Origin of the sequence: Stenotrophomonas maltophilia, assembly GCF_006974125.1 — a bacterium.
GTDB classification, from domain to species: domain Bacteria; phylum Pseudomonadota; class Gammaproteobacteria; order Xanthomonadales; family Xanthomonadaceae; genus Stenotrophomonas; species Stenotrophomonas maltophilia_O.
In genome coordinates this window covers 1,897,128-1,910,869 of the sequence record NZ_CP037858.1, presented here as the reverse complement: position 1 = coordinate 1,910,869, position 13,742 = coordinate 1,897,128, and the positions used below count along the sequence as shown (strand labels likewise).

14 protein-coding genes and 1 tRNA gene are annotated in these 13,742 nt (G+C 64.2%); 11 read left to right on the top strand and 4 right to left on the bottom strand.

Going from position 1 to position 13,742, the window contains the following annotated elements; translation table 11 throughout:
* Positions 1 to 165 precede the first annotated feature (165 nt).
* The 3 genes from EZ304_RS08665 (at position 166) to EZ304_RS21130 (ending at position 977) form a co-directional block, all read left to right on the top strand.
* Positions 166 to 241 (top strand) — tRNA-Ile (locus EZ304_RS08665).
* An 88-nt stretch (positions 242 to 329) separates the two neighbouring features.
* On the top strand, positions 330 to 773 hold the full coding sequence (locus EZ304_RS08660) for a hypothetical protein (RefSeq protein ID WP_260678392.1): 444 nt from the start codon (positions 330 to 332) through the stop codon (positions 771 to 773).
* Positions 774 to 803: 30 nt separating this feature from the next.
* A complete protein-coding gene (locus EZ304_RS21130; protein ID WP_260678391.1) occupies positions 804 to 977 on the top strand; it encodes a hypothetical protein in 174 nt (57 codons plus the stop codon).
* Positions 978 to 1,000: 23 nt separating this feature from the next.
* Here the strand turns inward: EZ304_RS21130 and EZ304_RS08655 are convergent, their stop codons facing one another.
* Entirely contained in the window at positions 1,001 to 1,831 is an 831-nt protein-coding gene (locus tag EZ304_RS08655) for an alpha/beta fold hydrolase (protein WP_142806806.1), read from the bottom strand.
* Positions 1,832 to 2,032: 201 nt separating this feature from the next.
* Between EZ304_RS08655 and EZ304_RS08650 the strand changes: the two genes are divergently transcribed.
* Positions 2,033 to 3,031, top strand: coding sequence for a GlxA family transcriptional regulator (locus EZ304_RS08650; RefSeq protein ID WP_221931199.1), 999 nt, complete (start codon positions 2,033 to 2,035; stop codon positions 3,029 to 3,031).
* A 3-nt stretch (positions 3,032 to 3,034) separates the two neighbouring features.
* Here EZ304_RS08650 and EZ304_RS08645 read toward each other — a convergent pair whose 3' ends face one another.
* Positions 3,035 to 3,427, bottom strand: a complete 393-nt coding sequence (locus tag EZ304_RS08645; RefSeq protein ID WP_099554641.1) for a DoxX family protein — start codon at positions 3,425 to 3,427, stop codon at positions 3,035 to 3,037.
* A 118-nt stretch (positions 3,428 to 3,545) separates the two neighbouring features.
* On the opposite strand from EZ304_RS08645, the gene EZ304_RS08640 reads away from it, so the two are divergent.
* Entirely contained in the window at positions 3,546 to 3,965 is a 420-nt protein-coding gene (locus tag EZ304_RS08640) for an H-NS family nucleoid-associated regulatory protein (RefSeq protein WP_142808083.1), read from the top strand.
* Between the two features lie 49 nt (positions 3,966 to 4,014).
* Positions 4,015 to 4,422 (top strand): hypothetical protein, encoded by a 408-nt coding sequence (locus EZ304_RS08635; protein ID WP_142806804.1) that lies wholly within the window; start codon positions 4,015 to 4,017, stop codon positions 4,420 to 4,422.
* A 23-nt stretch (positions 4,423 to 4,445) separates the two neighbouring features.
* Here EZ304_RS08635 and EZ304_RS08630 read toward each other — a convergent pair whose 3' ends face one another.
* The gene (locus EZ304_RS08630; protein ID WP_142806803.1) at positions 4,446 to 5,087 is read right to left on the bottom strand and encodes a glutathione S-transferase family protein; all 642 of its coding nucleotides are present in this window, start codon (positions 5,085 to 5,087) and stop codon (positions 4,446 to 4,448) included.
* Between the two features lie 612 nt (positions 5,088 to 5,699).
* On the opposite strand from EZ304_RS08630, the gene EZ304_RS08625 reads away from it, so the two are divergent.
* The 4 genes from EZ304_RS08625 to EZ304_RS08610 all read left to right on the top strand — a co-directional run bounded on the left by EZ304_RS08625 (position 5,700) and on the right by EZ304_RS08610 (position 9,825).
* Positions 5,700 to 6,152 (top strand): PA2169 family four-helix-bundle protein, encoded by a 453-nt coding sequence (locus EZ304_RS08625; RefSeq protein ID WP_005411167.1) that lies wholly within the window; start codon positions 5,700 to 5,702, stop codon positions 6,150 to 6,152.
* Between the two features lie 344 nt (positions 6,153 to 6,496).
* Positions 6,497 to 8,998 carry an RHS repeat protein gene (locus EZ304_RS08620; RefSeq protein ID WP_260678389.1) on the top strand — a complete coding sequence of 834 codons (2,502 nt, stop codon included), beginning with the start codon at positions 6,497 to 6,499 and terminating at the stop codon, positions 8,996 to 8,998.
* A 66-nt stretch (positions 8,999 to 9,064) separates the two neighbouring features.
* Positions 9,065 to 9,445, top strand: a complete 381-nt coding sequence (locus EZ304_RS08615) for a hypothetical protein (RefSeq protein WP_099554650.1) — start codon at positions 9,065 to 9,067, stop codon at positions 9,443 to 9,445.
* 17 nt (positions 9,446 to 9,462) lie between these two features.
* Positions 9,463 to 9,825, top strand: a complete 363-nt coding sequence (locus EZ304_RS08610; RefSeq protein ID WP_076739635.1) for a hypothetical protein — start codon at positions 9,463 to 9,465, stop codon at positions 9,823 to 9,825.
* 115 nt (positions 9,826 to 9,940) lie between these two features.
* On the opposite strand, the gene EZ304_RS08605 is transcribed toward EZ304_RS08610, so the two are convergent.
* Entirely contained in the window at positions 9,941 to 13,294 is a 3,354-nt protein-coding gene (locus EZ304_RS08605) for an autotransporter domain-containing protein (RefSeq protein ID WP_142806802.1), read from the bottom strand.
* 188 nt (positions 13,295 to 13,482) lie between these two features.
* Here EZ304_RS08605 and EZ304_RS08600 point away from each other — a divergent pair, with 188 nt between their 5' ends.
* Positions 13,483 to 13,683 (top strand): hypothetical protein, encoded by a 201-nt coding sequence (locus tag EZ304_RS08600; protein WP_099554683.1) that lies wholly within the window; start codon positions 13,483 to 13,485, stop codon positions 13,681 to 13,683.
* Positions 13,684 to 13,742 lie beyond the last annotated feature (59 nt).

Genomic DNA, 13,742 nt, shown 5'->3' with positions numbered 1-13,742 from the left:
CGGCTGTTGAAGCGTTGAGAGAAACCCCGCCTGTTGCGGGGTTTTTCTTTTTGGGGTGCCTGCGCTTTGCCCGCTCTTCGGTAGAGCCGAGCCATGCTCGGCTGCTGTTCGCGATTGCCGGGTAGCCGAGCGAGCGCAGGCTCTACTACACTGTGACGCTGCGCCGGGCCTATAGCTCAACGGTTAGAGCAGGGGACTCATAATCCCTTGGTTCCAGGTTCGAATCCTGGTGGGCCCACCAATCGACCTCGCACGATCGACTGCGGATTGGTGCCTGCCTGTACATCCCGCCGCTCCGGCTATAGCTGATCCGCACACAAGGATCGAACATGCCTGACACCAACGCAGAGGTGGAAGACTTCACCACCGAGATTGAAGACAGCCGGCATCTGTTTGCCTGGTGTCTGATGCAGCACGGTCAGATTCCCGAAGCGCTGGCAATCGAACACGCACGCCAACGCTATCCCGACCAGGCCTCCGGCCGCGAGTACGAGCACGCACTGCTCTTCCACGACGAGCCCTGGCACTGGGCGATGCTGCATGTGTTGGGCGAAGGGTACTGGCAGCAGAACCCGGAACTGGCGCAGCCGTCGCTGGCGTACGACACCGAGTCGGATGCGTTGTGCCTGGCCCGCGGTGAGGCGGTTCCCTTGCTTGATGAGGACGAGTGTCTTGGTGCGCTTGCGCACGCGCGCCACATGCATGCCTGGACGCTGATCCAGTACGCAGGCGTTGCCGAAGAGCAGGCACGGCGGCAGGCGCTTGAGCACTAGACGTATTACCCCCCGCATCACCGCTGGCGCATGCGTGTCCACGATGCGCGCGCTGCATGGGCCGATGTGATGAGCGTACTGCACATCGAGGAGTACTGGTCACTGCCGGGGCTGCAGACACCGCCACAGGCCTATTGGCATGCGTCGCGTGCGTTCGTTGCCGCCAATGGAATCCGCCTGCCGGATGGTCCGGGAAGTGCCTGAAGCACTTCCCGGACCCTTCATGGTCAACTTTCCAGGAACGTCAGCAGGTCGGCATTGATCCGGTCTGCGTGCGTGGTCGGAATACCGTGCGGTGCACCTTCGTAGGTGATCAGCGTGCCGTTCTTCACCAGCTTCGCGGAAAGGACGCCGGAGTCGGCATACGGCACCACCTGGTCGTCATCGCCGTGGATCACCAGCACCGGAATGGAAATACCCTTCAGGTCTTCAGTGAAATCGGTCTGCGAGAAGGCAACGATGCCATCGTAGTGCGCCTTGGCCGAGCCCTGCATGCCCTGCCGCCACCAGTTCCAGATCACCGCGTCCGAAGGCTTCGCACCGGGTCGGTTGTAGCCGTAGAAGGGGCCCGCCGGTACGTCGTGGTAGAACTGCGCACGGTTGGCCGCCAGCTGGGCCTGGAAATCGTCGAAGACCTCCTTGGGCGTGCCCTGCGGGTTTGCCGCGGTCTTGACCATCAGCGGGGGCACCGAGCTGATCAACACCGCTTTGGAGACATTCTTCTCGCCATGGCGGGCGATGTAGCGCACCACCTGGCCGCCGCCGGTGGAATGGCCCACATGCATGGCGCCCTGGGTGCCCAGCTTCTCGACCACGGCGGCAACATCGTCGGCATAGTGGTCCATGTCATGCCCGTCCCATACCTGGCTGGAGCGGCCGTGACCGCGGCGATCATGCGCGACCACGCGATAGCCCTTGTTGACGAAGAACAGCATCTGCGCGTCCCAATCGTCGGCGGTGAGCGGCCAGCCATGATGGAAATGGATGACCTTGGCGTCGCGCGGACCCCAGTCCTTGTAGAAGATCTCGACGCCGTCTTTGGTGGTAACCGTAGCCATTTCAAGGTTCCTCGCTGTTGGGTTTGGAGAACGTCCTGCGTCGCGGCGACCTGCATCGGTGCAGGAGCAGGGACGCTGACGGTGCGTGTCGCGGGAGTGGCCCCAGGCACGCGATTCCTTCTATGCTGGGGCGGCCATCACTCCGCCCGAATCCATTCTTGGGTAGCGCTGTATCAATTGAAATTGGTGGAGGTGACATTCATGGGTATCGAAACTGACAAGCGGATCGAAGTTGCTCTGCTGATCTACCCGGATTGCCAGATGGCGGCCGTCCACGGCCTGACCGATCTGTTCCGGATCGCGAATGAATGGGCGGCGTATCCTCACGAGGATGACCGGCGGTGCTTCATCCGGGTGACGCATTGGCAATGGAACCCGCAATCGACCCGCATGGAATGTTGCTGGGACAGTGATCCCGGCGATGTGAATGCCCCCGCCTTCGTGATCTCGCCGCCGAGTGTGGCGATGCCTGAGCGCATGTCCGCGATGCCACACGAGGCGCAGTGGCTCAAGGCGCTCCATTCCGGCGGCACGATCATGTGCTCCGTCTGCGCGGGCGCTTTCGTGCTTGCCCAGACCGGCCTGCTTGCACGGCGACGGGTCACGACGCACTGGGCGTTCGCAGGCCTGCTTGCCAGCACCTACACCGACGTCCAGGTGACCACCGAGAACGTCGTCATCGATGACGGCGACGTCATTACGTCAGGCGCGATCCTTGCGTGGAATGATCTGGGCCTGTTGATCGTTGATCGCACGATGGGCTCCAGCGTGATGCTGGCAACAGCCCGCTTCATGCTCAGTGACGGGATCCGGCAGGACCAGCGGCCGTTGCAGGGATTCCTGCCAAAGCTGGATCACGATGACGCAGCGCTGCTGGCTGTCCAGCGAACCATCCTCGCTGAGCCTGGGCTGCGTCATACGGTGAGTACCCTGGCCGAGCGTGCCCACCTGACCGAAAGAACATTCATCCGGCGATTCCAGAAGGCCACTGGACTCAATCCTGCCGACTACATCCGGCAGGTCAGGATGGCCAAGGCCAGGGACGCGCTGCAGCTCGGCGATATCCCTGTTGCACAACTGGCCTCGACATTGGGATACGACGATGTGAGCGCATTCCGCAAGGCATTCCAGAGCATCGTTGGCATGTCCCCTTCGGCCTACCGGAATCATTTCCGGATCAGGCGGCGCGCACAGCAATGAACATCACCCACGCCGCCCGCGCCCATCAAGGCTGTATCGCCCAGCCCCGGTGCAGGCCAGCAGCAGGAACCCACCGGCCAACCCCATATTCTTCAGGAACATGATCTGCTGGGTCGGGTCGGCAACGTTGTGGTGGAAGATGAAGGCGGTGACCAGGCTGAAGCCCGCAAGCACGATCGATACCAGCCGGGTCTGGAAGCCCAGCAGGATGCACAGGCCGCTGCCGATCTCGAAGGCGATGGTCGGCCACAGCAGGATGCCGGGTACCCCCATCGCTTCCATGTAGCCCTGGGTACCGTTGAGGTCGCCGAGCTTGCCGATGCCGGATACCAGGAACAGCGCCATCAGCAGGATGCGCGCAAGCAGGTAGGCGAGCGAATGCGGTGAGTTGCTCACGTCGGGTTCCTCGGAGATGGCTGGCGAAGGCGATCGGAGCCCACCGGCAGTGAAGCCCGTGTCTACGCAGCGGGCAAGGCGCCTTGACAGCGGGCCGCCCGCAGGAGACCTTTCCACCATGACGATCGATATTGAATCGCTCAGCCTTCGGGAGCTGGGCGCCTTGGTGGTTGCCGCTGAACAGCGGAAACAGCTCATTTCCAGCCGCCGTCCGGCCAGCGCGGTGCGGCGGATGTTGAAGGCCGCCGCGGCCGAAGCCGGTTACACCCTCGAAGAACTCTTCGGTGGCGAAGCCTCGGAAACACCTGCGCCCGCCCGCAAACCCGCCCGCCGTAAATCCGGCAGAATCGCGCCCAAGTATCGCGACCCGGAATACAAGCGCCTGACCTGGACCGGTCGCGGGCGCATGCCGCGCTGGTTGGCGTCCAAGGTGTCGATGGGCCACAAGGCCACCGATTTCCTGATTCCTGGCCTGGCCAGGCCGACCGCCGGCAAGACCAGCAGCATCGGCAAGCGGACCGTCATCAAGAAGGGATGAGGCTGCGGCACTGTTACCCTGCCCGGGTCTTTGAACGAAGGAGTGCGGGATGGCACGCGAGGATGGCATGACGATCACGCTGAAAGTCCTGTACACAGCGGCAGGCGCGGCCGTGCTGGTCAGCCTGTTGGCCTGGGCGGTGGAGTGGGGCGGGATGGCCTATGTCTGCCCGTACTGCCGTGTACAACGCACGGTGATCGGTGTGCTGGGCGTGCTGACATTGTTCGCGAGGCCGGGTGGCATCGTCGTACCCTGGCTTGCATTCGCCAGTGGCGGCTTCGCGTTCGTGGTCGCGGCGATGCAGCACTTCAACGGCTGGAAGCGCATTTCCGCCGGTGATTTCAGTTTCAACGCGCAGTGGTACATCGATCCATGGCTGCTGTCAGGCTGCGCGATGCTGATCCTGGTGGCGCAGCTGATGCTGGTGCAGGCCGCCTGCCGGCCCAGGTTGCGCTGAGTGTTTCCACGCATGGCGTGGAACTACCCGTTCTGGAATACCGCCAGCTGCGCCGCGAACGCGCGCTGGTAGGCGGGACGCTGCGTCGCCCGTGCCACATAGGCCAGCAGCAGCGGGTACTCGTCGAGCAGGCCACTGCTCTTCAGGCGCAGCAGCACCGAGACCATCATCAGGTCGCCCACGCTGAACCCGCCGTCCAGCCACGCCGCCGCGCCCAACCACGCGGACAGCTGTGAGAGACGCGTCCGCACGCGCTCGTCCAGCATCACCAACCGCTGTGCATACCAGGGCTGCTCGCGCTCCAGCACCCACGCCATGGAGCGCTCGACGATGGGCGGCTCCACCGTGCTCAGCGCGGCGAACACCCACATGACTGCGCGCATGCGCGCGTCCGGATCGAGGGGCAGCAGGCCAGAGTGCAGCTCGGCCAGGTGCAGGACGATTGCGCCGGATTCGAACAGGACCTGATTGTCCTCCTGCCAGGTGGGAATCTGCCCGAACGGGTTCCGTGCCAGGTGCGCGGGCTGCTTCATCTCGGCGAAGGTCAGCAGCTGCACGTCATAGGGCACGCCCAGCTCCTCCAGCGCCCAGCGTACGCGCATGTCGCGGGCCAGGCCCTGGCCGCGGTCGGGTGAGGTGGCAAAGGCGGTGAGAATGGGGGACATCGCGGTGCTCCTGCAGGCCGGAAGGCCTGCCTCTCCTGTTTCGACGTACCAAGGGGGCGAAAATCGACAGCACCCGATGCTCTCTTCACCTCGCCGAAGCAGTTGCGGTCATGCGTCGATGGAGGGGCATTCGAGGATCGAGAGGCCCCCGGCACCCCGTACACATCTGAACCGGGTCACGGGCGTGTCATCTCCACGCATGGGCGGATGTCCTGCACGAGGAATGCACGTCACGTCGACGTTGTGCAATGTCGTTTCGCTTCAGTCTGGCAGCTCCTTTCCCGGCATATACAGGAGGCCACCGATGAATACGCCTGGCAAGCCGAAACCGACCTGGAAGCAATGGCATGTGCTGCTGGTGATTCTGGCGATAGCGCTGCTGATCAGCCTGATCATCGTCATCGCGCCATGGTGAGGCATGCATTGCACGCTCATTTTCCGTGAACATCGATGATGCCGGCAATGAAGAAGTCAGCACGTGTTCCGGATGGTGACGTGCACATCAATCCGCACTCACCCAGCCGGCACGTGCAGCTGTCCAGAGTGGTGTCCGAAGGCAGCGTGATCGCGCTGCCATTCTCCACCGACTTTCGAGCACACAGGAGCGACGCCATGAGCACCCAGTCCACCATCGAACATCGCCTCAACGACCTGATCGAGATCGCCCGCGATGGCAAGTCCTTCTATGAAGAAGCCGCAACAAAGGTAAAGGATGCCGAACTGTCGGCACTGTTCACCCGCATCGCCGGGGTCAAGGCGCGGATCGTCGCGGCACTGAGTGGTTCGGTTGCCGCCAGCGGTGGCAAGCCGGCCGAGCACGGCACCATGGTCGGCTCGATGCAGCAGTTCTACGGCAAGGTGCGCGCCGCGTTTGGTGATACCAACTACGGTTACGTGGCCGAACTGGAAGAATCCGAAGACCGACTGCTGGGCGCGTTCAAGGATGTGCTGCAGGACAACGATCTGCCGCCGGCGGTGCGCCAGGAAGTGACCCAGCTGCTGCCGGATGTGCAGGAGTGCCACAACGTCATGCGGGCACGCAAGCACGCCATGAAGGCCGCCTGACGCCCAGCGCCGGGCGGCCCATCGCGGCCGTCGAGTTCCGCAGGCGCATCATTGTCCGGGAACCTTCGCAGCCCACCAGGGCTGCGAAGGGCCGGGCGTTCCGCCCAGTTTTCATGGTTATACTTGGCCGAGTCCAGGGAACAGGCACGGCATGACGAAGGGGGCTTCGTCCATCATCAGCGTCAACCGCCAACCGGATGCAGCCGCGTCCGGTCTTCTGCGTGTGCGCGGTTTGCCGTGATGTGTGCCTCGCCGGTCCTTCCGGTGCCTGGTCCTGGTTGTCCCATCGCCATCCATTGCGAACAGGCCCACTGATGATGCGTCGAGTTAATGCACTTTCCGCAATGATGTTCCTGGGCACGTTCGTTGGAAGCGCCGGGGCGCAGTCTTACAGCAAGACCAACGTCATCACCTATCACGATGATCTGTCGAAGTGGGTGCTTGGCCAGGTCCGGACGTCGGTCAACCAGGACACGGGCCGGATCGAGTCCCAGGTGGATTATGACCCGGCCACCGCGAAGCCCCAGCGGATCTATGCCTTCGGCCAGCTCCAGCAGACCATTCACTACAATGGTGATGGTACCGTTCGCGCCGTGGTGGATGGGCGTGGCAATACGGTGAGCCTGTCCGGCTGGAAGCGAGGCATCCCCGGAACCATCCAGTACGCGGATGGTTCGTCCCAGTCTGCCGGCGTGGATGACAATGGCTGGATACGCTGGATCACTGACGGCCGGGGCAACACCACGCGTTACGACTACGACGCGATGGGGCGTATGTCGCTTGTCGACCATCCCGACGGCGATACGGTGGACTGGGCGTCCACCACGACACAGTTTGCCCAGGTGGGCGGCGCCGAGTACGGCATTCCTGCCGGCCATTGGCGGCAGACGGTCAGCACCGGCAATGCGCGCAAGATCACCTACTACGATGCGCTGTGGCGCCCATTGCTGGTGCGCGAGTACGACGCGGGCAACGAGGCCGGCACGCAGCGGGCCTCGGTGATCGCCTATGACACGGAGGGGCGGGTCACCTTCCAGTCCTATCCTGTCGCGGGGGTCGGTGCGGTCCAGGACGCCGGAACTGGCGTCCGTACCACGTACGACGCGTTGGGGCGGGTGGTCCAGGTCAGCCAGGATTCGGAGATCGGCGCGCTGGTCACCAGAACCGAGTACCTGCCGGGGCGGCGCGTGCGCACGACCAATGCCAGGGGTATCCCGACTGTCGTGACCTACACCGGTGCAGATGCCGCGAAGCTTGACTGGCCGGTACGTATCGAACTGGCAGAGGGAGCCATGTTGGACATCCCGCGGGACGTCTTCGGCAAGCCGACGTCGATCACCCGCAGGGCCGGCAATGGCTCGGTGACGTCGACCCGGCGCTATGTCTACGATGCGGCGCAGCGGCTGTGCAAGACGATCGAGCCGGAAACCGGCGCAACCGTATTTGATTACGACGCCGCATCGAACCCGGTTGGAAGCGCGCAGGGCTTGGACCTGTCCGATGCAGGCAACTGCAACCAGGACATTGCCGCGGCGAGCGGGCGCCGGGTGGTGCGTTCCTATGACGCACGCAACCGGCTCGCATCGCTGCAGTTCCCGGACGGCAATGGCAACCAGCGCTGGAGCTACTGGCCCGATGGCAAGGTCAAGCAGGTCACCACGTTGAACGCCGGGGTGGAGACGCACAACAGCTATGCGTACAACCGTCGCGGGCTGCTCATCGGTGAGGTGCAGAGCCCCGCTGATGGCGAAGCGCTGGCGATGGGGTATGCCTACGACGCATTGGGCAACCTTTCCGCGCATCGCTATCCCTCCGGCAACGTGGTCGCGTATGCGCCCAACGCGCTGGGACAGGCCGGGCAGGCGGGTTCCTACGCCGTTGGCGTGGGCTATTACCCCAACGGGGCGATCCGTCAGTTCACCTATGGCAACGGTATTGTCCACACGATGGTGCAGAACGCGCGCCAGTTGCCGGATGTAAGCGAGGACGCGCTTGGTGCAACCCGGATCCTCAGCGATGGCTACGACTACGATGCGGTCGGCAATGTGATGGCAATCACTGACGGTGCCACGGGCCGCAACCAGCGTGGCAACCGTAATCTGGGCTATGACGCGCTGGATCGGCTCGTTTCGGCGTCCTCACCCATGTTCGGCTCGGCGAGCTACAGCTACGACGCCTTGGACAACCTCACGCGCGTGACGATTCTCGGCCGTGACCATCACTACTGCTATGACAACGCCTGGCGTCTGACCAACGTGAAGGTCAACGGTTGCGGAGGGGCGACCGTGGTCGGCCTGGCCTACGATGCGCAGGGCAACCTGCGGGCGAAGAACGGACAGCAGTTCGCCTTCGACTTCGGCAACCGGCTGCGTGCGGCGGCAGGTTCCGAGAGCTACCGTTACGACGCTGACGGACGCCGCACGCAGACGGATTCGTCGCTCGGACGGATCACCTCGATGTACGACCACGCCGGCGTCCTCCGCTACCAGGCGAGCGAGCGCGAGGACAAGCGGACCGATTACATCACGCTGGGCGGGAGCCTGGTCGCCAAGGCGGCGATGCCGATGCGGCATTCGCCGGCGGCGAAGGACTTCGTTGGCTGGTCACCTGTGGCCTCTGCCGTCCGCTACGTCGTCGAGGAAAGCGTGGACGGGGTGACCTGGACCACGGTCTACGAAGGCAACGCGGCGAACTGGACGTCTGCGGCACGCCCTGCCACCAGCTATGCGTATCGCGTGCTTGCCTGTGGCGCCACGGGGAGCTGCACGCCGGTGTCCGATGTCTCGCATGTCCAGCGTCCGCAGGGCGACATCGTGCCCCTGCTGTACCAGCTGCTGCTGGGCTGAGCGTAGCGGACCGCACGTGCCGCAGCGCACCGGAAACCGGTTATTCATGACAGGGGAACGAGCAACATGGATGGAGTACGTGCTGTATCGCGCCTGCGTGGCGCCATCGGCGGCAAGGTGTTGTTGGCGCTGATGGCAGTGCTGGGAACTGTCCTGGCCTCAACGGCAAATGCAGAGCCTTACAATCTGGAAGGCCATCGGATCGTATCCGTCGCAACGGGCTGGGGCGGGGAAGGGTTCTACCTCGTGACGCAGGGTGTGCTTCCTGCGGGCTCGGATTGTGGTGGTGGCAATCGCCTCATTCTTCTCAATGATCATCCGATGCAGAGGGAGATGGTGTCGATGCTGCTCATCGCCTGGCAGAACAAGCTGCGTGTCGGGTTGCGTGTCGACGGCTGCATCTCGGGGACAATGCAGCTGAGGGCCGTGACGCTGCCTGATGTCTGAATCCACAGGGGAACTACATGATGATGAATGACGCGACGCCGGGTCTCCGCAGGAGATTGGGAGCGGGGTTGGCCTTGACGTTGGCCTTGTGCCTGTCTGCACCACTGAAGGCGGAGCCCACCAGCGATCAGATGACGATTCTGTCGCTGCGGCCGTACATGGACGGCCCGGCGGGAATTGTGTACGTGCATGTTTCGAGTACGGCTTTCTGCAATACCGATACTTTTGCAATCGACATGTCCCGGCCCGGTGCAAAGGAAGCCTACGCGGCGGCGTTGGCAGCGCTGACATCGGGGAAGAATGTCCGGCTCGAGGCCTTCAACTCCACCGGGTGCAATGGTTGGGCGACCCGGCTCCAGTCGATCTTCATCCACGCGTGATGCTCCACGGATGGATGCAGGACGCGATGATCCAGGGGTATCGCGCATGGTCCTGGGGCGTGGATAAAAAGGGGGCGGCCCTGAGGCCGCCCCAAACCGTCAAGAGAACACGCGTCTAGAAACGAACCGACCAGCGCACGTTGGCGCTGTGGTCGCGGCTTTCACTGCCGTACTGGCCGCTGTAACCCAGCTCCAGCTGCTGGCGCGGAGTCAGCCACGCCGACAGGCCCAGCTCGGCCACCACGGCACTGTCGGCAATCGGGGCGCCTTCGACCGAGAAGGTGGTGCCGCTGTTGGCGAAGGCAAGGTTGCCCACTTGGCTGCGGTCGCCCGAGGCACGGCGATAGCCCACGCCACCACGCAGATGCAGCCAGCTGTCCTGCTGGAACGATGCCTTCAGGCCCTTGTCGAAGCGCAGGCCAGCGGTGGCGACCGTGGTGCCGGTGTCATCTACCTTGCCGTGCAGGGCGGCTGCACCACCGCGCTCATTGATCTGCTTCAGGTCCACCTCCACGCGTGCGACCTGCAGGTAGGGTTCCAGCCCGGCCTCCGGGCTGCCAAAGCGGTAGCCGGCTTCGATGAAGGCCTGGCGGGTATGCGCGTTGTAGCGTGCGCTCAGGCTGTCGCTGAACCCTGCGAAGTCGACATCGCGGGTGCTCTTCACCTTGTGCTTGCTCCAGGCGACGCCGCCACGGAGGCCGAAGCCGCCCCAGTTGTGACTGGCATATGCACCGAAGTGGGTGTTGTCGATCTTCGACTTGGCACGACGCGCCTGCTGCTTGACGTCGGTGCGGCCGGTGCCAGCCAGCACGCCGACCTGCCAGCCGGAGAACTCGCGGTCGATACCGACCAGCAGGCCATTGCTGTTGGCGTCGGTGCGGGCGGTGTTGCTGTTGCCGTCCAGCTTGCTGTTGCCGCCCAGAGCCTGCACCCAGGCGCCGGTGGCGTCGCCCGCATCGGCTCCCGGCGCGACTGCACCTGCACGGCGGGACATCGCGGCATCGCGTACGTAGCGGCTGCCTTCCACCAGTGCGAGCGGCGTGGCTGCGTGCAGTTCGCCGCTGAGGCCGTCAAGTACGCCGCCGACCTGCTGCGGGAACAGCTGGGTCAGCGGCTTGGGCAAGCCCTGGTTGATTGCCAGCAGGTCCGCCGCAGCGGCCACAGCGCGCTGGTTCGGTGTAGTGGCGGCGCTGGCCAGCGAGGCACCGCGTGCCACGTCGATGCGGGTGCCATTGGCCCCGTAGGCGAGGCTGAACTGCAGGAACGGCGAGAACGCGCTGAAGTCGGTTTTCGCGAACTGGCCGTTGATGCCACCGTCGGCGCGGATGAAGTTGAACTGCTCGCCGAGATAATAGATGCCCGGTTCCGGCAACGCGACCAGGGTACCGCCGAGGGTGGCGGTACCGGTCACGTGCAACTGATCGCTGCGCCCGCCAGGCGCGAGTTCGGCGGCGTAGACGCCGGTCGCGCCCTGCATGTAGTTGCCGTTGATGGTCAGCGTGCCGATCGAATTGCCGGGGGCGATGGTGCCGTCCACTCGGGTGCTGCCCAACGTGCCGATACCCTTCAGCAGGCCGTTGCCACCGACCGTGGTGGTGCCGCCGGTCTGCATGCCATTGAAGGACACCACGCCGCCATTGACGGTCAGGTTCCCGTCCTTCAGCACGCCGCTTGCGCTGACCGTGCTGACGCCACCCGTGGTGGTGAGTGCGGTGGAGACCAGGCTGCCGTTGAGCAGGAACTGGCCGCCTTGCACATCGACCGCGGAGGTGAGGGTGTTGCTGCCGTTCAACTCCAGCGTACCCTCACGCAGCACCGCGCCGTTGAAGCTGTTGTCGCCGCTCAGGCGCAGCCAGCCGATGCCGGATTTGGTCAGCTTGCCGGGGCCGCCGATGTCATTGGTCCAGTCGTCCCAGGCATCGCCTTCCCACACCTTCAGGCCGCCGGCCTTCTGGTTCATCACCACGTTGGTATCCACGCGCAGCGAGCCATAGCCCTCGATGGCCCTGCGCAGGTCAACCATGCCCCAGCCATAGATCGGGTCGACGCCAGCGGCACCGAGATCGCGCGCGGTAGTCAGCAGGACGTCGCGCACCTGGGCGTTGTCCAGATAGGGGAAGCGCTCGATCAACAGGCCGAGTGCGCCGGTGATATGGGGGGCGGCCATGGAAGTGCCGGTCTTCCGGCCGTAGTCGTACGTGGGATTCTGGCTGTCGATGAGAAGGCGGACGTAGTCTGCGGTCTTCTCCAGCCGTCCCTGGATGTCACCGGAAACGATGGTGCTGAGGATTGCCGTTCCCGGTGCGGAAATACACCAGTTGGCGGCAGCGCCACAGATGCTCGAGCCTGCGTTGATCACGTAGTCGGTTTCGCCATTGGCTGCATTGGGCTGGCGAACGTTGGCGACGGCCAGCCAGTAAGGCTCGATCTCCGGCTTCCAGCGCGGCAAGGCCGCGGTGATACCGGCGACGGCGCCGCTGCCATTGCCGGCCGACCAGACCTGGATCAACTGCGAAGCAGGGGCGTTCGCACTGTCCTTGTAGATGCTTCCGTATACGTCGTAGCCGGCACCGATGCGTGCGTACTGGGCATCCAGTGCGGCAACGGTCATGTTCCGGGTGGAGATGCCCCAGCTGTGATTGATGGCACGCACGCCTTGCGCCTGCAGCTGCGCGTACATGTCCAGCCTTGCAGCACCATCGGGGTCCGTCCGTTCCACAGCTTCAGGCAGGTAGCCTCCGCCCGTCTGAGGCTTCCACTCGTAGTAAGTGTCACCAAACACGCGAGCGGTCGTCAGATCGGCACCGAAGGCGACGCCGTGCATCCCTGTGCCATTGCGGTTGGCGCCAATGGTTCCGAGCACATGCGTGCCGTGGTCGGCATAGCGGAAACCCCATTCACGGCCTGCGGCAATGATGGTGGCCTGCAGGGAAGCCGGCACGCCCGCGCCGAGCGTGTAGTAGTTGATTCCCGGTCGATCACCCTGTGTCTGGCTGCACGCACCGGCACCGCCGACGGTTCCCGGTGACGCACAGTTCGGGCCGATGGTGATGCTGGAGGTGTTGCGGCCGGCGAATTCGGGGTGAGCCAGTGCCGAGCCGGTGTCGAACAGCGCCAGGCGCACGCCCTTGCCGGTCAGGCCGCGGGCATACGCGTAGTCGGCGCCCATCGCACCCAGTCCCCAGTCGGCGTTGAATTCATCGCTGCGCCAGCTGGCGGCATCGCCCGGATTGCCGAGCAGGGCGGGCGATGCCGCTGGCGTGGTGGCCGTCGGTGCTGCAGGCGCGCTGACGTCGGGCTGTGCCCAGGCCGCCTGCAGCTGGCGCTGTTGCTGCCATGCGTCGAGCGCTTCGCTGGCCATGGCGGGCGATGCAGCGGCAAGCAACAGGGCGCTGGACACGGCCAGGGCGAGGCGGCTGTGCAGCGGGGAGCGGGAGTGGGACGAACGGCCGTGCAGCGGGTGATTCATCGGGCAACTTCCTTGATGGACGGACAACAAGGCCGTTAACGCCAATCCGTGGCGATATCCCCCATGAATGTGAAAGGAAAATTGTGAACGGGTTAAGTGTGCGTGACAGTGGGCTTCACTTCGTCTCCCCATGTCCTCGCTAACGTGGGCCGGCCTGGGCTCACCAGGCTTATCAAGGAGTGATGGCGATGCGTGTTATCAGGAAGGTGATTGCAGTGGCGGTATTCGCGTTGGCGTGTACCGGTTCGGTGGCGGTGGCTGGGCCAGTCGAGCCCTGTGACCAGCCCTGCTGGCGGGCTTATCAGATGTGCCTGGCCAGTGGCACCGATGCCGGTGAATGCCAACAGGCGTACAACACCTGCGTGGTCGATCTGTGCATGGGCGTGTGAGTCGCGCCGTTTGAGCCGTACGTGGAGCCCCGTCATCGACGGGGCTCTTCTGTTTCAGC